The sequence below is a fragment of the Thermostichus sp. OS-CIW-20 genome (genome assembly GCF_054061455.1).
The window spans coordinates 21325-39181 of sequence record NZ_JBSSEF010000009.1; the positions used below are offsets into that span (position 1 = coordinate 21325).

Genomic DNA, 17857 nt, shown 5'->3' on the forward strand with positions numbered 1-17857 from the left:
TTCACTCTCCCAAAAACCCACAAAAAACCAAGTCAAACCTTCGCCTCAACACCCTTTCCTCCCAGCCAGAGGGGCCTTGCTGGGTCTGCGCTGCGCAGGGGGCAAAGCTGCGGCCCCACCGGCGTTGGCATCCACTCCACCTCCAGGCCAAACACCTCCTGCACCCTGCTGGGGGTCAAGACCGCCTGCGGGGATCCCAGGGCCTGCAACTGGCCGGATCCCAGCAGGGCCACCCGCCGGCTGTAGCGAATGGCCAGGTTCAGGTCGTGCAGCACGGTAATCACCGTCAGCCCTTGCTCCTGCTGCAGCCGTCGCAACAGCTCCAGCAGCTCCAGTTGGTGGCGCAGATCCAAAAACGTGGTGGGCTCGTCCAACAGCAGCACCTGCGGCTCCTGCACCAGGGCCAGCGCCAGGAAAGCCCGCTGCCGCTCGCCGCCGGAGAGCGTCTCCACCCGCCTCAGGGCCAGGGATCCCAGTCCCGTCTGCGCCAGCGCCCATTCCACCCGCTGCCGATCTGCCCGCGGCAACTGCCACACCCACCAGGGCTGGTGAGGAGAACGCCCCAAGCTCACCAATTGCCACACCGTCAGCCCTGCCGGGATCCGCGGCTGCTGGGGCAAAAGGGCCAACTGCCGGGCCACCTGTTGCGGGCTGAGCTGGGTGTGCAGATCCCAACCGTTCAGGTACACACGCCCCGCCTGCGGGATCAACACTCGGCTCAGCAGCCGCAGCAACGTCGATTTGCCGGAGCCATTGGGGCCGACAATGCTCAGCCATTCCCCCGCCTGCAGGCTGAAGCTCACCTGATGGATCACCTGCCGCGAGCCATAGCCCCCGCTCAGCCCCTCGGCCTGCAAAATTGGCCGGCCCTCCCTCATCGCTCTGCCCCCTGCTGCCGCAGCAGCCAGCCGAAAAACGGCGCCCCCATCAACGCCGTGACGATCCCCACCGGCAGCTCCACAGCCCCCAGCCGGGTGAGGAGATCGGCGCCGCTCAACAGAGCTGCCCCCCCGAGGGCCGAAAGGGGCAACAGCCAGCGGTGATCCGATCCCACCCCCTGGCGCACCATGTGGGGCACCACCAACCCCACAAAGCCGATCAACCCCCCCACGCTGACGGCTGCCGCCGCCAACAAAGCTGCCACCAGGCCGATGGCCACCCGCGTCCGCGCCAACGGGATCCCCAAGCTCACCGCCATCTCTTCTCCCAGGCCCAGCAGGTTCAAAGCCCGCGCCTGCGCCCAGCCCAGCCCCAGCCCGACCAGGATGTACACCCCGGCCACCCGCACCTCCGGCCAGCCCCGCCCGCTCAGGCTGCCGATCAACCACGTCAGGGCCACCTGCACCCGCTCATCGGCCATCAACAACAAGGTGGAGCTAATGGCCCCAAAGAGCGCGCTGACGGCCACCCCCGCCAAGATCAGCCGCTCCACCGCCAGCCCGGAGCGGGTGCGCGCCAGGCCATACACCAACACCGTGGTCAGCACCCCGCCCACCCAAGCCGCCAAGGGCACCCAAGCCGTCCACTCCCCCCAGGTGAGCAGCCCCACCGCCGCCAGGCCCGCCCCCGCCGAGATGCCCAGCAGGTAGGGATCCGCCAGCCCATTGCCCAACATCCCCTGCAGCAGGGCCCCCGCCATCCCCAAGGCCGCCCCCAGCAACTGGGCCAAAAGTGCCCGCGGCAGCCGCAACTGCCAGACAATGGTCTGCCGGACTGGATCCCCTTGCCCCCACAGGGCCTGCCACAGCTCCGCAAAAGTCATGGGAACGGATCCCAAGGCAATCGAGATCCAAAGCAGCAAGAGGATGACACTCAGTAGCAAAACCGCCAAGCCGACCGGCGAGAGGATCCGCCTGGCCTGCCCCCAGCGTGTCTCCGAGTCAACTCCTGATGACAGACGCCCTTGATTGGCCAACATCGCAAACCTCAGGACTTTTGAGAGGGGGAGAGCCGCAAGACAGCTCCGACCGGCTCGCCAGAGCAGCGAGCCCAACCCCGCCAAGCTTTCCAGCTTGTTGAGACTTAGATTCAATAAAGACGTAGCTGCCAGAATAACAGGCTTTCTGGGTTATTGCAAGTCAGTTCTAATAAGCTTCTGCCCGCGTCCCCCCCTTGAGTGCCAACCCTTTGGCGTGAGATCGGGCAACACCCAACCTACTCAGGCCTAACCTGCCAGGGATCCGACTGCCCCGGGTAGGGTCATTCCCAGCAGCCGTGGAATGGGAAGTCCTTGACATACTCCCCTACCTAAAGGCAGGGGATTCTTGTTCTTGGTTCTACGGGCGCACTTACCGTATCGGGTTGCCCCTCTACAGCAGCGGTGCATCTCTCCCCAAGCGTTCCCGACCCCCAGGCCCCCCTACATCCCCCCGTATACGGGGGGACACAGGGAGGCGGGGGGCAGCGGTTCCCTTATGCCCTAAGGTACCGTTTTGCCATTTCAACCCTAAGACGCTTAACTTAAAGATGCTGAGCCCCAAAAGGCTTAGCCCCTTCTTCAGGATATTCAGAGCTGCATTCTGATCCCTATCCAGCACAAGCAGACACTTGGGGCAAATATGAGTTCGCGTAGACAGAGTCTTAACCACTCTATGCCCACAACCACTACAATCCTGCGTGGTGTATTGAGGCGGCACTGCTACGATTGCCTTGCCCCACACCTTGCCGTAGTAGTCTAGCCAGTGAGTGAATAGCGACCAGCTAGCATCTTGGATCGATTTGGCAAGATGACGATTTTTGACCAAGTTCTTCACCGGCAAGTCCTCATACACCACGATGTCGTTAGACATCACTACGCACCGGGCTAGCTTAATCGCCCAGTCTCTACGCTGGCGCTGGACTTTGAGGTCAATCCTACCTACTCGGTTCTTCTGTTTGTGGTAGTTGTTTGATTGCGGTTTTCTCCCTTTTGCGAACATCCTGCTCAACTTGCGTTGATGCCTTTTTAGCCGCTTCTCGCTGCGGCGCAAAAACTTCGGGCAATTCACGGTATTGCCGTTCTGGTCGGTGTAGAAATGCTTGAGCCCAAGATCAATACCGATAACATTGCCTGTGTATTGTCCTTGCTCCTTGCGGTCTACATCCAGACAGAACTGGGCATAGTACCCATCTGCTCTTCGGATCACCCGCACACGGTTGATTTTGGAGCTCAGGATATCCTGTCTTGCTTCTCCATTGCAGTACAGCGCAAAGGTCCCTGCTCCAAACCCGTCCGTGAAGGTGATAGACAGGCCATCATCAGATAACTTCCAGCCCGATTGCTTGTATTCCACAGACCGGCAATGCTTCTTGAACTGGGGATAGCCTTTCTTCTTTTCGCCCTGCTTGCACCGTCTGTAGAAGTTGGAAATCGATAGCCATGCTCGCTCCGCACTCGCCTGCCGAGCAGCAGAGTTGAGCTTATTCGCAAATGGGAACTCCTTCGCCAAGTCTTTGCAGAAAGCATACAGATGCTTCTTCCCTACCCCCCGATTGTCCATCCAATGGCGCAGGCATTTGTTGCGCACAAACTGTGCGGTGCGGATGGCTTCGTCCAAAGCTTGATACTGCTTTGGCGTCCCGTTGAGGAGTTTGGCTTCCCTGACTAACATGAATCTATTTTATTCTGGGTCTTATCAGATAAAACAATCTGCGCCTTATATCCCTGACCTAAAGGGCGGGGCTTTATGGCGCCGCTTGGTAATCTCCTCTCTTCCGGAGGGAGAGGGGGGAAGATCTCAAATCAAATAGAATGGCCCAAGCCGGTTAGCTTGGGTTGGATGGACCCTGAATTTGGCCCCCTCTTGCAAGCATTGGTGCCATGGCTTCTTCTGCTGAGACCACTTGGGATGCCCTGCAGGTGGATCCCGCCCTGCTCACTCCCATGATGCAGCACTACGTGGAGCTGAAGCGGCAATACCCGCACGCCATTCTGCTCTACCGCCTGGGGGATTTCTACGAGATGTTTTTCCAGGACGCGCAACTGGTGTCGCGGGAGCTGGAGCTGGTGCTCACCGGGCGAGAGGCAGGGGCCATTGGCCGGGTGCCCATGTGCGGGATCCCTTACCACGCCTTCGACCGCTATGCCGCCCAGTTGGTGGCCAAAGGCTACGCCCTGGCCGTCTGCGACCAGATGGAGCCGGCGGATCAAGCCAAAGGCCTGGTGCGGCGGGAAGTGACGCGGGTGATCACACCCGGCACCGTCATCGAAGAGGAGCTGCTGCAGGCGCGGCAAAATAACTACCTGGCGGCCATTGTCCGCCTGAGAGGCTCCAAGCAAACGGTCTGGGGCCTGGCCTATGCCGACATTTCCACCGGCGAGTTCTGGGTCTGCCAGGGCGAGGGGCAAGAGCAGCTAGAACAGGAGCTGGCGCGGCTGCAGCCGGCGGAGATCCTGCTGCCCACCGAAGAGGGGCTGGGCCTGGGCCTGATGCGGCCCGGGGATCCCCAAGCCCCCCTGGGCCTGCCCGGCCAGTACACCTATACCCTGCGGCCAGCCGAACCCTTTGAGCTGGCCACGGCGCGGGAAAACCTGCTGCAGACCTACGGCCTGCGCTCCTTGGAGGGCTTGGGCTGCGAGGGGCTGCCCCTGGCCATTCGGGCGGCGGGAGGATTGCTCCACTACCTGGAAGAAACTCAAAAAAACCTGGTGCAGCCTTCCCCTCAGGGGGGCCATCCGCTCCTGCGCCCGCCCCGCACCTACCAGCTCACCGACTACCTGATATTGGACACCCAAACCCGTCGCAACCTGGAGCTGACCCAGACCATCCGCGAGGGGGCCTTTGTCGGATCCCTGCTCTGGGTGCTGGATCGCAGCCGCACCGCCATGGGGGGACGCACCCTACGCCGCTGGCTGTTGCAGCCTTTGCGAGATCCAGAGCAAATCCGCCTCCGCCAAGACACCATCCAGGAGCTCTTGGAAAGCCCCTCCCTGCGCACCCGCCTGGGATCCCTGCTGGACTCTCTCTACGACCTGGAGCGGCTGGCCAACCGCGTCGCCTCCGGCACCGCCAACCCGCGCGAGCTGGTGGCCCTGGGATCCTCTTTGGGCAAACTGCCCCAGTTGGCCGAGCTGGTGGCCGAAGCCCAAACCCCCCTCCTGCAGAGCCTACAACAGGTGGATCCCGCTCTGGTTGACCTGGGCCGCCGCATCGAGCACACCCTCCTGCCCTCGCCGCCCCCTGTGCTCACCGAAGGGGGGTTGATCCGGCCCGGCGTCGATCCGGAGCTGGACAGGCTGCGGCAGCAGGTGGAGCAAGACCGCCAGTGGATTGCCCAGTTGGAGAAAACCGAGCGCGAGCGCACCGGCATCCCCACCCTCAAAGTGGGCTTCAACAAGGCCTTTGGCTATTACCTCAGCATCAGCCGCGCCAAGGCCCAGCAGGTGCCAAAAGACTACATCCGCAAGCAGACCCTGACTAACGAAGAGCGCTTCATCACCCCTGAGCTCAAAGAAAAAGAAGCCCGCGTCCTCACCGCTCAGACGGAGATCAACCAGCGGGAATACGAGCTGTTTGTGCAGCTGCGCCAAGAGGCGGGATCCCAAGCTGCCGCCATCCGCCAGGTGGCCCAGACCCTGGCCGCCGTCGATGCCCTGTTTGGCTTGGCGGAAGTGGCTGTGCAGCAGGGCTACACCCGTCCCGTGATCACCGCCGATCGCCGCCTGATCATCGAAGAGGGGCGCCACCCCGTGGTGGAGAAATCGTTGCCCCAGGGCCTATTTGTCCCCAACTCGGTGCGCCTGGGATCCCCCCACGGCCCGGATCTCATCGTCCTCACCGGCCCCAACATGTCCGGCAAGTCCACCTACTTGCGGCAGATTGGGCTGATCCAGATCCTGGCCCAGATGGGCAGCTTTGTCCCGGCGCGGCGGGCGGAGCTGGGCCTGTGCGACCGCGTGTTTACCCGCATCGGCGCCGTCGATGACCTGGCCACGGGACAGTCCACCTTCATGGTGGAGATGAACGAGACGGCCAACATCCTCAACCACGCCGGCGAGCGCTCCCTGGTGCTTTTGGACGAGATTGGCCGCGGCACCGCCACCTTCGACGGCCTTTCTATCGCCTGGGCCGTAGCCGAGTACCTGGCCACCCAGGTGCGCGCCCGCACGATCTTTGCCACCCACTACCACGAGCTCAACCAACTGGAAACCCTGCTGCCCAACGTGGCCAACTTCCAGGTGGTGGTCAAAGAGCTCCGGGATCGCATCATCTTTTTGCACCAGGTGCAACCTGGCGGAGCCGACCGCTCCTACGGCATCGAGGTGGGGCGCATGGCCGGCCTGCCCCAGCCGGTGATCGAGCGGGCCAAACAGGTGCTGGCCCTGGTGGAACAACACAGCCGCATCGGCCTCGGCCTGCGCAGCCAGGGGAAAAGCCGCCCTTCTTCAAACAACCCCAAGAAACGGTTCAAGCAAGAATCCAATTCCCGCGGGATACCCAACTGCGATGCCAAGGCTGGGGATCAACTATCCCTGATCCCGACCTCCCTCTACCCCGAGGAGCTCTAGGTCTATCCTCGCTCCGGATCCCGTTCTTCCAGCCCCAAGGTGGCGGCCAGCACCTCCAGCTCCTCCCGCTGCCCCTCCACCCAGAGGTGGGATCCGGGGGGCGGAGCGGCCTCTTGCAGCTTCAGGCGGATCTGCTGCGGGCGGTGGCTGCGCCTCCAGTAGTACCAGCCCGCCCAAGGAGAGGCCAGCAGCAGCGTCCAAGGCCAGGCTCCCCAAGCCGGCTGCAGCATCTGCAGCACCAGGGCCAAACAGGCCAGCCCTGCCCCCGCCAGCCCCGTCAAAAAAACAGCCAACCCCACACTGGCCCGCGCCTGACCCACAAAGGTGGCGATCCCCTCCGGGTCAGCAGATTGCAAGCGATAGGCGCGCCCCTCCAGGTGCTTTCGGAGAAGGGATCCCATTTCTTCCAGGTTGCGACTGCTAAAATAGAGACGAGCTTCGACGCGGTCTTTGCCAGAGGCTCGCAGAAAAAAGAACAGGCCGATGGCCAGCAAGACCGTAAGCAGTAGCGTTGAAATTGTCTCCCCTTGCAAGGAAGAAGAGGCGGCTACTGCCGCACGTGCCTCGGATAGAGAGCCAAAGTTGATGGGCAGCGCAACTGCGATCGGGGCTTTCTCTCCTGACCAGAAAGAAGGAGACTTGGCAAGAAAGCAGTTCATGGAATGCTAGTTTACACGCCTGCTGACCAGTTTAGACTTCTCAGAGGAGCTGGCCGCCCCCTCCTCCAAAGAAAAACCGAGTTGCCACCTCTATCGCTTTGTAGCTCGCATGGGCAAAAAACCCCTCGGAGGGCAGTGCGCTTTTCAGCAACCTCAGTGGCAGTTCAAGAGGAGGGGAGGCTACGCCGGATCTCGTGCCTCTCGGCTGGGAAGTGCAACTATAATAAGTTATGATAAGAGGCTTCTGCTTTACTGACTCTTGTCTCTCTCCCTTTCCAGGGTAGCCTCCTTTAAGAGGGCAGAGCTCTGCAGCGAGGGTTGAGGAGGAGGGTGCCTGCCCCACTCGAGCGATGACGGCGCAAAGCAACCGCTCCAGGGAGACACCAGCCTTAGAGATTTCCTCCCAGTCCTGCCCTTTTGGTTTGCCTGCCTCTGTCGCTGTTTCAGCAATACCTTACATGTCTAACTACGAACCTGAGCTCAACGACATTTTGTTGGATGGCGATCTCCTCGATCCCGCTGAGGAAGCAGAGGTAGATCTGGCCGAGAGCGAGTTTGCAGAAGAGGAGCCAGCTCGCCGCTCCACCGATCTGGTGCGCCTTTATTTGCAGGAGATCGGTCGTGTTCCCCTCCTGGGTCGCGATGAGGAGGTGGCTCTGGCCCAAAGAGTCCAAGACTACATGAAGCTTTTGGATGTGCGCCTGCGCCTGCAGAAAGAGTTGGGACGGGAGCCAACTCTGGCCGAGTGGGCAGCTAGGGCCAACCAGTACCCCGAATGGGCCAACCTCACCCCCGAGAAGCTACAGCAGATCCAGCGAATTGGCAAGCGCGCCAAAGAGCACATGATCAAAGCTAACCTGCGCCTGGTGGTGTCAGTGGCGAAAAAATATCAAAATCGCGGCCTGGAGCTGCTGGACTTGATCCAAGAGGGCACGCTGGGCCTGGAGCGAGCGGTGGAGAAGTTCGATCCCAAGAAGGGCTATCGCTTCAGCACCTACGCCTACTGGTGGATCCGGCAGGGCATCACCCGCGCCATCGCCACCCAGAGCCGCACTATCCGCTTGCCCGTTCACATCACCGAGAAGCTGAACAAGATCAAAAAAGCCCAGCGCAAGCTTTCCCAGGAGAAAGGCCGTACCCCCACCATTGAGGATATTGCTTCCGAGCTGGAGATGACGGTGCCCCAGGTCAGGGAGCTGCTGGTGCGGGTGCCGCGCTCGGTTTCTCTGGAAACCAAGGTGGGCAAAGACAAGGACACTGAGCTGGGGGATCTGCTGGAAACCGACGACATCTCCCCCGAAGAGACGATGATGCGGGAGGCCCTGCATCGCGATCTACAGCAGTTGCTGGCAGATCTCACCAGCCGCGAGCGGGATGTGATCCGCATGCGCTTTGGGTTGGGGGATGGGCGCACCTACTCGCTGGCGGAAATTGGCCGCGCCTTGGATCTGTCGCGGGAGCGGGTACGGCAAATCGAGGCCAAAGCCCTGCAAAAGCTGCGGCAGCCGAAGCGGCGCAACCGAGTGCGAGACTACCTCGAAGCCATCAGCTAGTCGGGCCTGCCTAGGATCTGGATGGAGATCGCTGGCTGGCAATCTTGCTCAGGCGCGTCTGGATCTGGGCTGCCAGCCAGTTCACTTCCGGGATCCGCAGATACAGGGCCCCTGCCGCAAACAAGCTGAGACCGATGCCGGCGGCCAGACCGGCCCAGAGGGCGGCGGTGATTAGAGAAGAGCCGAGAATCTCGTGGGAGCGCAGTTGCGTCCACAGCCAATGGCTGAGGCCCCCGGCCAAGGCGGTGATCCCCAGCAACGGCAGCAGGGCCTGCCCCATCTCCTGCCAGGGGATCTCCGGCAAGCGCTGGTGGAGGCGGATCCCCAGCCCAATCAGAGCCATCAGGTTAACGCCTGCCGTGGCCAAGGCAATGCCCGGTGCTCCAAAGGTTGGCAAAAACAGGAAGTCCAGCAGGGCGTTGAGGCCGATGGCCAGGCCGCTGATGTGCAGGGGCGTAGCCCCATCCTCCAGGGCGTAGAAGATACGCACCAGCACATCCCGCAGCAGGTAACAGGTCATCCCCAGCCCATAAGCCATCAGCAGGGCCGCCACCTCCTGGGTCACCTCCGGCGTAAAGCGACCGCGCTGGTAGGCTACTTGAACGATAGGTTCGGCCAGGGCCACCAACACCATCGCCAGGGGCAGGGTGAGGATGGCCGTCACCATCAGCCCTTGGCGGATACGCTGGCGCAGCTCCGGCCAGCGGGATCCATCCCCCGCCAGCTGGGCGTAGAGAGGCATCAGGGGCACCAGCACCATGTTGGAGAGGATCCCCAGGGGGGTTTGCACCAAAAGCTGGGCATAGCCCAAGTTGCCGATGGTGCGATCCCCGGGCACGAAGGAGGCAAAAAAGAGATCCACATAGACATTGATGTGGATCATGCCGGAGGAGATCACCGCCGGCAACAGCAGCAGGCCCACCGCCCGCACCGGCGGGGATCCCCACTCAAAGCGCAGCCGCAGCCGCCCCAGCCCCAGCCGCTGCTGCAGCGGCACCTGCGCCAACCACTGGGCGATGGCCCCGATGAGCACCCCCCAGGCCAGCAACGTCGGGATCCCCGTCCATCCCAACGCGAGCAGGATCCCAATGACTGACAAGCTGGAGATCAACGGGCTAAGGGCGGGCAAGAGGTAGTGCTCGGCCGCATTCAGCGCCCCAAAGCCAATGCCAATCCAGCCCGAGAGCAAGGCCAGCGGCGCCATGATCCGCAACTGCTCGGCGGCAAGAGCATGCACTTCGGGGCTGGCCCCTGGTGCGCTCAGGCGCACCACCCAGTCGGCTCCCCACCAGAGGCCCAACGTCACCGCTAAGAGCAGGCAGCCCACCAAGGTAGAAATGGACTCTAGCCAACGGGCCGGATCCTCTCTTCCCGGCTGCTGCTTTTTGAGCACGCTGACGATGGCGCTGTGAAAGGGGCCGTTGATCCCGCCCAGCAAGATCAACAAAAAGCCAGGCAGGACATAGGCTATGCTAAAGGCGCTGTACTCTGTCCCCGAGCCGTAGACTGCCGCGATTAGGGCCTGACGGATAAACCCCATGCCCTTGCTGAGCAGCGTGGCCCCTGCCACCAGCCCTGCTACCGAGAGCAAGGAACGGGGTGGAGAAGACGCGGCGGATGGGATTCGCGGGGCAGACTCTTTCATACCCCTAGCTCCCCACCGCCGCCTTGGCAATGGGCAACTGTCGGGATGCCCTAATCTTCCCAGGATTCACCCACAGGCTCACAGCCGCTACCCCCCTCGCTTCGGCATAGGGCAGCACCATTATCCCGGATTCTCCCGACCTCTGGAGGGAGGGCAAGGCAGAGCTCAGGCCAGCAGTTGTCGCTCCTGCTCCAGTTGCCGCAACAGATGCTCGTCGCCGCGGGCCTGGGCAGCGCGAATGCGCTCTTGTAGTCGCCGCAGCAGGTTTTGCCGATGGGTTTCTTCGACCAAGGTTATAAAGTCCTTGCGCGGGGAAATAGCCGCCGGCACCCTGCTCGCTGCCTTCGCCGCCGGATTGAGGACAAGGCCTCGATACCTCAAGGCAGAAAACTGTGGCAGCGACACAACCGCCGATTGGGCTGGCCAGCTCCACGCCAGGCCCCGGTAGCGCGTTGGCACCTCCTGCCGCTGGCAGGTTGCGGGGGCAGAAGGGACAAAGTCGTGGGCAATGCCCCGGTAGGTCAGTTGCATAGGAAGACTCCCCCAAATAGACTGCGGCGATCTTTAAAGAGCTGAGGAAGAAAGCGACGCCCCTGAGCCAGCTTGTTGAGAGCCGTTAGACAACAGCTTCGGCTTCCTCGGCGCAGCTCAGAGGGTAAAACCCAATTTTATTCTGTATCGAAATTAACAAAATAAGCAGTTGGGTGTCAACTTTGGGTCGAGGTCGTCTCCCTATCCAGAGAATTAGAGCAGCTCGTCGATTAGCCGTAGCACCTGGTGCAGGTCGGTGCCGGCCTCTTTTCCCCGTCTGAGGTTCAGCTCCACCAACTGCTTGAGGGCGAGCAGCTTGATATTGGCCTCCACCGCTGCCGCTGCCATGGCTTGGGCCGCCGGCAGATAGCCGCTGGCCCCCAGATCCAGCAGGGCAGCCCGCCGCAGATGGATGTTGGGGTGGCTCAACACCGACAGTAGCGGTTGGACAAAAGTGGGATCCCCTGTCAGCCGGTAACAGGCCCGCGCTGCCGCGCATTGGAGGCGAATTGAGGGGTGCTCTAGGTAAGGGCGGATCTGCCCCAGGGCGGCAGCCACCTGCAACTGTCCAAGCGCCTCGATCAAAGCCTCCAAGGCGGCAGGCGCTTCTGTCTGCAGACCCTGCTCCACCCAGCGCAGCCCTTCGAGCAACGCCACTCCCAGCTCTTCGGCTTGCCTGGGATCCCGATCCAGATTATTGGCTAGGGCGATCTCCACCAGCGCCTGGGCTGCTGCTGCCACCACTTGGCCATCGGAGCAGCGTAAAGCCTCTTTCAGAGCCGGGATCCCAGCAGGGGAGGCCACCTTGCCCAGGGCACGGGCGGCGTTGCGCCGCAGCGGATATCCCCCCTGCGTGGTGCGATCTGTCTCATCGGCCAAGGCTTCGATCAGGGCCGGGATCCCTTCGGGGATGCGCATGCGCCCCAGCCACCAAGCCGCGTAGTAACGTTCCCCCGGATCCCCATGGCGCAGCTTGGCGATCTGGCCAGCGGGGGTGAGGTCGGCGGCCGGAGGGAGATCTGAAGGAACAGCCGTGGTCATAGCATCAACAGGCCAGAGCGCCTGCAGAGGCCTCAAGCGCTGCGGACGCTGACGATCTTGGCGCCCGACTTGAGCAGCCGCTGCATCGTCGCCGAGAGCTGATCGGCAGAGACAAAGATCTGCTGGTTGGATTTGCGCACCCGGCTGGAGGTGGCCAGGGCCGAGGGCGGGTTAAGCAGCCGCGTCACCTCAATGCAGAACATGCGATCGGACTGGCCCGTTGGCGGCCCCAAGTGTTTGGTAATGGGGCTGGGGGGCAGCAGCCCCCGCACCCCGATGCGGCGGATGGCCGGGGTAAAGCCGGTGGCGAGGGGTACCATCAAGCGCGGCCTGCGCCCCTGGGAACGGTCGTTGTTGGCGTAGCCCCCGTAGAGGGCAAAAAGGTTGGTGAAGTCGCGGGTGGTATGGGCCTTGCGATATTCAAACCCGCGCGGATAGGGGACGATGTTGTCGCCAAAGGCTTCCAGGTATTCTGGGCTGTCGATGTAGGAATCGATCTCCGCGCTGTGGCCCCCAGCGTGGTAGATGTCCAGGTGTCGGGCAATATCCTTAGGGCTGGTGGGAGCTCGCCCCAGCAGGTGCTTGAAGTTGAGCTCGATGGCGCGGGTCTGGGAGTTAGGGTACAAAAACCGCCTCTTGTAGGCTTCGGACTTGGCGATTAAGCGCACAAACTCCCGCACCGTCAGGCTGCCCCGCCGTAGCAGCGATTCCGCACTGGCCAGCTCCTTCCTGTCTGCGCCAAACAGGTGATCGTTGCCCAGCACCTGGCGATAGATGGCCCGCAGGATCGCATTGAGCTGATCCTGGCTGGCATTAGGGCGCAATTCTAAGGGAGTCGTCTCTGTAATGCCCCGGATCCCCATTCGGCTTGCCGCTGTGATTCCACTCATGTTAATTCCTCATGATGAAACTGGCTGGATTAACTTTGAAAAAAGCTTGAAAAGGCTGCTTGGGTTCACTTCTCAACTCAACAACCCTCAGCAGCACAAATATGGGGTTGAAGCGAGAGCAACAGCGGCGCTTTTCCCTCTGGGGGAGAGATCCTCAGACCCAACCGGCCAAAGGGATCCCTTTCTCGCCACCGTTGCCCTCGACAACCTTTCTTCGCTATCCCCCTCAAGCGCCGGGCTGGCCACCTTTTTGGGGGATCCCAAGCTGCAGAACCTAGCTGAGCGCGTTGATGGCGTAGTCGATGTAGGTGTTGGCTTCGGTGGCCGCTTGCCCCGTCAGGCCATGGTTGGCTTTGATGTAGCGTAGCGCTTCGATAAACCAACTGGGGGAGAGTTCAAAAGCGGCGTTGATCTCGCGGATCCCGGCCAACTGATACTCGTCCAACGGGCCGGTGCCACCGGCTACCAAGCAGTAGGTGATGTAGCGCAGGTAGTGGCGCACGTCGCGGGCGCACTTGTCTTTGCCCGCTTGGGTGTGGCATTGTCCCCCAGGCTGAGTGGTATAGGGGAACTTGGCATAGACGGCCTCGGTGGCGCCGCGCACCAGCTCTTCGGCACGGCTGCTCAGGACACGGGCAGCTTCCATGCTGGCGGCAGCCCGCTGAAAACGGCCGTTGATGGCCTGCAACTCGCTGTTGCTCAGATAGCGCCCCTGGCTATCCGCGGTAGCAATGGCATCGACAATAGGGGTTTGCATGATTCAAAACGCTCCTTTACTTAAGCTCAACGCAAAAATCCAACACTGCAAAAGCGGCTTAACTGCAAAATGACTGCAAAAAAGGTTGTCTTCTCAGGGATCCCAGGCCAACCCGAGTTGAACTCCACGGCGGCCTTCACCCTAGGATCCGACTGTTCCAGGCAAAGCGATGGAGATTCCGGCCCTATCAGACCACGGCAGCAGCGGCGCGATCGAAGTAGGACTCGATTTCGGCGATCAAAGCGCTGCAATCACCCCGGGTGATGCCGTTGGGATCGCTCACCACCGCCACCGCAGCTTTTTTCATTTTTTGAATGCCGTTGGCCACAGAGCTGCCAGGGGTGCCCAGCGCCTGATAGGTTTCCCGCAAGCCGTTCAAGCAGCGCTCGTCCAGCACGCTGGGGTCAGCGGCTGCCACCGCATAGGTGATGTAGCGGAGGATGATATCCATATCCCGCATACAGGCGGCCACGTTGCGGCTGGGATAAGCAGGGCCGCCGGGAGCGTTCAAATTGGGCTCCTCGGCAAACAACTGACGGATGGCATCGGTCACAATTTTAGAAGCGTTGCTGGTGAGGCGGTTCACGGCGTCCAAGCGCTTGTTCCCCTCGGCAATCACCTGCTGCAGAGCCGCAAACTCGTTTTCTCCCAAGAAAGCGCCTTTGGAATCAGCTTGCGCAACAACTTTGCCAAATACATCGTTCATGGCTTTAAATCTCCTAGCGAAAGCAAAAGAGGTTATGAATCGTCACTCCCTGCCGCGGAAGTGGAAGCTCCCGCCAGCCAGGAATGCAGCAATGCCCCGATCCCTGATGCCGACCGGCACCGTTGGCACAGCTCCTTGTCCCAACAGACCTGCCCACGGGATCAAAGCCCGTAGAAACAAGATGGGCAAGCTAATCCTCGACCCACCTCCAGTCAAACGGCCTCGCAGGCGAAGCCGCTTGCCGACACATGTCAACGGATCCCGCTTCTTAAAGATCCTCCACTGCCGACAACCTGAACTGGACAGATGAGGAAAATCTGGCTCGCCTTGTTTCCAGTCTTTTTCTATCGCGAGGACAGGGAGCGATTGAATCAAAAAATGTAAAGGGACTTTACTTGCCGCAAAAAGTCTTGGATCCTCATCCAGACGGGCAATCCCGCCCTCTTCTCTCCATCCTTCAGGGCCTTAGTTTTTACAGAAAAAAATGTTACTTTACACAGCTTTACGACATGAAGAAAAATATAAACCGTGATTGTGGCTTTCGGCCAAGAGGCAAGCCCGCTTCAGTATCCACGCAAACCTTCTCATAAAGGATACATAATTTAACATTTGTGGAACCTCCTCGGCAGAGCAGAGGTTAGGGGAAAATCTGAGCAGGTTTTCATCGACCGCCTGGGATTTTCGGTATAAGTCCCTACGGTATTTCTGGATGCGTGGTTATGTCGAACTGGTTGGAGTCCACCTCTTCCCCTGAGCTGTTGCAGATGGCACGTTGGCTGGCGGGAGACTTCAGCAACCAAGAGCAAGCCTGGGAGAACCCACCTTTTTTTGCCTCGATCCGGGTGGCCTATCGCCCCTTGCCAACTGCTGTGCTGGGGGGAATCGGCTTTTATGTGGAGCAGGCTTACAGCGGCCATTTGGAGGAGCCCTATCGTCAGGCAGTGGTGGAACTCACTCAAGTGGGGGACGGGATCGTGATCCGCAACTACCGTCCTCTGCAGCCGCAGCGGTGGCGGGGGTGTGCTCGGGGGAGGGCGGAGCAACTCAGCCAACTGAGCGCTGCCGATCTGGCCTACCTGCCGGGGTGTGATGTGCAGGTGAAGAGGCAGGGATCCCTTTTTGTCGGCGTGACGGAGCCGGGTTGCCGCTGTTGCGTGGTGCGCAACGGTCAAACCACCTATTTGCAGACCACCTTGCACCTGAGCGAGAACGAGTTTTGCAGCCACGATCGCGGCATGGATCCGGTTACCCACCGCCAGGTGTGGGGAGCTGTGGCCGGCCCTTTTCGCTTTCGCAAGGTTGTCGATTGGCAGGCGGAGCTGCTGCAGTAGGTGGGAAGAGAATCCCTTGCCAATCTCGGCGCCGTCGGTGAAAGATGATACTTTGGGAGAAAGCAACTGCGGCCCGCTACATGTCCAATAGGGATCCTTGTCTGCCGGCTGCTCGGCAACGCTGACGCGAATGTGCGAATGAACTTTCCCCATGCAAGACGAACGAGACACGCTTCGCCAACAGCTTCTCACCCTCCAAGGTGAGGCGCTTGCCCAGGTGGCGCAGGCCGCCGATCTGGACGCCTTGGAGCAGATCCGCATCGACTATCTGGGCAAGAAGGGGAAGCTCTCCAAGATCTTGGGGGGCATGGGGAAGCTGCCCCCGGAAGAACGGCCTGCCATTGGCGCTTTGGCCAACACCTTCAAAGAGGCCCTGCAATCTAGGCTGGATGAGCGCAAACGGGCCCTGGCCGAAGCTCAGCTCCAGGCTCGCCTGGAGGCGGAGCGGCTGGACGTCACTATGCCGGGGCCGCGCCGGCCTCTAGGGCGGATTCACCCTTTGCAGGCCACCATCGACCGCATGCTCGATATCTTTGTGGGGATGGGCTACACGGTGGTCCACGGCCCGGAGATCGAGACAGAGTACTACAACTTCGAGGCCCTCAACACCCCCGCCGACCACCCGGCGCGGGACATGCAGGATACCCTCTATTTGGAAAAGGGCTATCTGATGCGCACCCAAACCTCTTCGGTGCAGGTGCGTTATATGGAGCAACACCAGCCGCCCCTGCGCATTGTGCATGCCGGGCGAGTGATGCGCCGCGACAGTGTCGATGCCACCCACTCGGCTGTGTTTCACCAAATGGAAATCTTGGCGGTGGGCCAGAACCTCACCTTTTGCGACCTGAAGGGCACCCTCAAGGAGTTTGTCACTCGCCTGTTGGGCCAGCGAGAAACCCGCTTCCGGCCCAGCTATTTTCCGTTCACGGAGCCTTCTGCCGAGATGGATGTGCGTTTTGGCTCCAAGTGGCTGGAAATTTTTGGCTGCGGCATGGTGGATCCCAATGTATTTCAGGCGGTCGGCTATGACCCGGAGCGCTACACCGGCTTTGCGGCAGGGATCGGCGTTGAGCGGGTGGCCATGCTCTTACATGGCATTCAAGATATCCGCCTGTTCTACAGCAGCGACCTGCGCTTTTTGTCGCAATTTTAGGTCAAGAGAAAGTGCGTTTGTAAACCAACTGCAGGTGCTCCAGCTCGTCTTTGCGATTGGCGCGGCGCAACAGGCGCATTTGTTCTTCGATGACCTGGCGGGCTTCGTTGCGGCTAATCGGGTCAAAGACCAATTCTTCCACAGCAGAGGGGTCGTCGTCAGCGGGGGGCTTGAAGTAGACCCGAAAAAACAGCCGTTGGGCATAAAGGGTGGTGAAGATGGCCTCCCCTTCGTTAACCTGACACAGGCCGTAGAGCAAACCAAATGTAGGGTGATTTAGATAGAGCTCATTCATGCCCAATAGCGTACCACTCTTGGTGGAGAAGAGGGGCTTTCCTTCTCGTTCGGTGGCCGAGAAAGTTGCCGAAACGATTTCGCTCCGGCTCTTGAGACCGAGAGCGCAAATCGTAGGTTCCACCCAGCTTGATTTTGGTTCGGCTGTTGCAACTGGATTCGAGGTTAACAGAGTTTTTTTAGACACAGGCCAGGCTGCTACCGCCGCTGCTGTTCCCCCACCTTTTTCTTCATGTCATGCAATTCCTTCTCTACCTCTAGCCGCATCTCCAGCCGGCGAAATTCCTCCTCCAACTTATCTTCCTCAAACGGTTTTCCCCAGGGGCTGAAGCCCCAAGCCGGCTCGGCGGCAGTTTTGGCTTGGGCGGCCTTGACTTCTTGCAGCTTGGTTTTCACCTCTTGGCGGCGCCGGGCAATTTGCGGCAGCAGAGCTTCCAGTTGCTGGATTTTCTCCTCCAGAGCCTTCCCTTGGTTGAACAACCGGCTTCCTTTCTCCAAAAGCTCGGCTTCCCGTCGACGCGCCCCTTCGGCCAGGTCGGGGCGGTTGGCCCGCTCAGCTTTTTCGATGCGAAAGTGCCAGGTCTTGATCTCCTCGCCCAGCTTGGCGAGAGCTTCGCTCAGGGCTTGCTTCTGGGCCAAGCTTTCCTGACGCAGCCGTCGAGTTTCTTCTTCCTGCTGGCGCAACTGCTCGTCGAGGGCTTGCAACTCGATCTCTGGGTGGGCTTTGAGGAATTCCTCTAGGCGGGTCTCCAAAAATCGGATGATATCTTCGATCAATTTCATGGGCCGATCCTCACTGGCCGAGCGCTC

General features: G+C 60.7%; 16 protein-coding genes. 4 read left to right on the forward strand and 12 right to left on the reverse strand.

What is annotated here, in order from left to right:
* Positions 1–32: 32 nt before the first annotated feature.
* The 3 genes from ACVWXC_RS05340 to ACVWXC_RS05350 all read right to left on the reverse strand — a co-directional run bounded on the left by ACVWXC_RS05340 (position 33) and on the right by ACVWXC_RS05350 (position 3590).
* A complete protein-coding gene (locus ACVWXC_RS05340) occupies positions 33–878 on the reverse strand; it encodes an ABC transporter ATP-binding protein (RefSeq protein WP_011430846.1) in 846 nt (281 codons plus the stop codon).
* A complete protein-coding gene (locus ACVWXC_RS05345; RefSeq protein ID WP_011430847.1) occupies positions 875–1918 on the reverse strand; it encodes a FecCD family ABC transporter permease in 1044 nt (347 codons plus the stop codon). The genes ACVWXC_RS05340 and ACVWXC_RS05345 overlap by 4 nt, the downstream gene beginning before the upstream one ends.
* Before the next feature lie 391 nt (positions 1919–2309).
* Positions 2310–3590 (reverse strand): RNA-guided endonuclease InsQ/TnpB family protein, encoded by a 1281-nt coding sequence (locus tag ACVWXC_RS05350; protein WP_457391492.1) that lies wholly within the window; start codon positions 3588–3590, stop codon positions 2310–2312.
* A gap of 209 nt (positions 3591–3799) precedes the next feature.
* On the opposite strand from ACVWXC_RS05350, the gene mutS reads away from it, so the two are divergent.
* Complete coding sequence (gene mutS / locus ACVWXC_RS05355; RefSeq protein ID WP_457391494.1) at positions 3800–6487, forward strand: DNA mismatch repair protein MutS; 2688 nt, start codon at positions 3800–3802, stop codon at positions 6485–6487.
* A 2-nt stretch (positions 6488–6489) separates the two neighbouring features.
* Here mutS and ACVWXC_RS05360 read toward each other — a convergent pair whose 3' ends face one another.
* The gene (locus ACVWXC_RS05360) at positions 6490–7146 is read right to left on the reverse strand and encodes a cofactor assembly of complex C subunit B (protein WP_083759167.1); all 657 of its coding nucleotides are present in this window, start codon (positions 7144–7146) and stop codon (positions 6490–6492) included.
* A gap of 458 nt (positions 7147–7604) precedes the next feature.
* On the opposite strand from ACVWXC_RS05360, the gene sigC reads away from it, so the two are divergent.
* Complete coding sequence (gene sigC, locus ACVWXC_RS05365) at positions 7605–8699, forward strand: RNA polymerase sigma factor SigC (protein WP_011430851.1); 1095 nt, start codon at positions 7605–7607, stop codon at positions 8697–8699.
* Between the two features lie 10 nt (positions 8700–8709).
* Here sigC and murJ read toward each other — a convergent pair whose 3' ends face one another.
* The 6 genes from murJ to ACVWXC_RS05395 form a co-directional block, all read right to left on the reverse strand.
* Entirely contained in the window at positions 8710–10344 is a 1635-nt protein-coding gene (gene murJ / locus ACVWXC_RS05370; protein WP_011430852.1) for a murein biosynthesis integral membrane protein MurJ, read from the reverse strand.
* A gap of 165 nt (positions 10345–10509) precedes the next feature.
* Positions 10510–10875, reverse strand: a complete 366-nt coding sequence (locus ACVWXC_RS05375; protein WP_011430853.1) for a DUF4278 domain-containing protein — start codon at positions 10873–10875, stop codon at positions 10510–10512.
* 213 nt (positions 10876–11088) lie between these two features.
* A complete protein-coding gene (locus tag ACVWXC_RS05380) occupies positions 11089–11916 on the reverse strand; it encodes a HEAT repeat domain-containing protein (RefSeq protein WP_099813014.1) in 828 nt (275 codons plus the stop codon).
* Positions 11917–11948: 32 nt separating this feature from the next.
* On the reverse strand, positions 11949–12806 hold the full coding sequence (locus tag ACVWXC_RS05385; protein WP_011430855.1) for a phycobilisome rod-core linker polypeptide: 858 nt from the start codon (positions 12804–12806) through the stop codon (positions 11949–11951).
* Positions 12807–13080: 274 nt separating this feature from the next.
* Positions 13081–13563 (reverse strand): globin family protein, encoded by a 483-nt coding sequence (locus tag ACVWXC_RS05390; RefSeq protein WP_011430856.1) that lies wholly within the window; start codon positions 13561–13563, stop codon positions 13081–13083.
* Between the two features lie 187 nt (positions 13564–13750).
* Entirely contained in the window at positions 13751–14269 is a 519-nt protein-coding gene (locus ACVWXC_RS05395; RefSeq protein ID WP_011430857.1) for a globin family protein, read from the reverse strand.
* Between the two features lie 719 nt (positions 14270–14988).
* On the opposite strand from ACVWXC_RS05395, the gene ACVWXC_RS05400 reads away from it, so the two are divergent.
* Both ACVWXC_RS05400 and pheS read left to right on the forward strand, forming a co-directional pair.
* Positions 14989–15600, forward strand: a complete 612-nt coding sequence (locus tag ACVWXC_RS05400; RefSeq protein ID WP_041438454.1) for a chromophore lyase CpcT/CpeT — start codon at positions 14989–14991, stop codon at positions 15598–15600.
* Positions 15601–15751: 151 nt separating this feature from the next.
* Positions 15752–16753, forward strand: a complete 1002-nt coding sequence (gene pheS, locus ACVWXC_RS05405; RefSeq protein ID WP_011430859.1) for a phenylalanine--tRNA ligase subunit alpha — start codon at positions 15752–15754, stop codon at positions 16751–16753.
* Between the two features lies 1 nt (position 16754).
* On the opposite strand, the gene ACVWXC_RS05410 is transcribed toward pheS, so the two are convergent.
* Both ACVWXC_RS05410 and ACVWXC_RS05415 read right to left on the reverse strand, forming a co-directional pair.
* A complete protein-coding gene (locus tag ACVWXC_RS05410) occupies positions 16755–17048 on the reverse strand; it encodes a PipX family protein (RefSeq protein WP_457391499.1) in 294 nt (97 codons plus the stop codon).
* A 197-nt stretch (positions 17049–17245) separates the two neighbouring features.
* Positions 17246–17830 (reverse strand): TIGR04376 family protein, encoded by a 585-nt coding sequence (locus ACVWXC_RS05415; RefSeq protein WP_011430861.1) that lies wholly within the window; start codon positions 17828–17830, stop codon positions 17246–17248.
* Between the last annotated feature and the right edge of the window lie 27 nt (positions 17831–17857).

Coding starts and splice junctions, on each gene's coding strand:
- ACVWXC_RS05400 (WP_041438454.1), top strand. CDS start 14,989: ATGTCGAACTGGTTGGAGTCCACCTCTTCCCCTGAGCTGTTGCAGATG.
- ACVWXC_RS05340 (WP_011430846.1), bottom strand. CDS start 878: ATGAGGGAGGGCCGGCCAATTTTGCAGGCCGAGGGGCTGAGCGGGGGC.
- mutS (WP_457391494.1), top strand. CDS start 3,800: ATGGCTTCTTCTGCTGAGACCACTTGGGATGCCCTGCAGGTGGATCCC.
- pheS (WP_011430859.1), top strand. CDS start 15,752: ATGCAAGACGAACGAGACACGCTTCGCCAACAGCTTCTCACCCTCCAA.
- ACVWXC_RS05350 (WP_457391492.1), bottom strand. CDS start 3,590: ATGTTAGTCAGGGAAGCCAAACTCCTCAACGGGACGCCAAAGCAGTAT.
- ACVWXC_RS05380 (WP_099813014.1), bottom strand. CDS start 11,916: ATGACCACGGCTGTTCCTTCAGATCTCCCTCCGGCCGCCGACCTCACC.
- ACVWXC_RS05395 (WP_011430857.1), bottom strand. CDS start 14,269: ATGAACGATGTATTTGGCAAAGTTGTTGCGCAAGCTGATTCCAAAGGC.
- sigC (WP_011430851.1), top strand. CDS start 7,605: ATGTCTAACTACGAACCTGAGCTCAACGACATTTTGTTGGATGGCGAT.
- ACVWXC_RS05390 (WP_011430856.1), bottom strand. CDS start 13,563: ATGCAAACCCCTATTGTCGATGCCATTGCTACCGCGGATAGCCAGGGG.
- ACVWXC_RS05360 (WP_083759167.1), bottom strand. CDS start 7,146: ATGAACTGCTTTCTTGCCAAGTCTCCTTCTTTCTGGTCAGGAGAGAAA.
- murJ (WP_011430852.1), bottom strand. CDS start 10,344: ATGAAAGAGTCTGCCCCGCGAATCCCATCCGCCGCGTCTTCTCCACCC.
- ACVWXC_RS05345 (WP_011430847.1), bottom strand. CDS start 1,918: ATGTTGGCCAATCAAGGGCGTCTGTCATCAGGAGTTGACTCGGAGACA.
- ACVWXC_RS05415 (WP_011430861.1), bottom strand. CDS start 17,830: ATGAAATTGATCGAAGATATCATCCGATTTTTGGAGACCCGCCTAGAG.
- ACVWXC_RS05410 (WP_457391499.1), bottom strand. CDS start 17,048: ATGAATGAGCTCTATCTAAATCACCCTACATTTGGTTTGCTCTACGGC.
- ACVWXC_RS05375 (WP_011430853.1), bottom strand. CDS start 10,875: ATGCAACTGACCTACCGGGGCATTGCCCACGACTTTGTCCCTTCTGCC.
- ACVWXC_RS05385 (WP_011430855.1), bottom strand. CDS start 12,806: ATGAGTGGAATCACAGCGGCAAGCCGAATGGGGATCCGGGGCATTACA.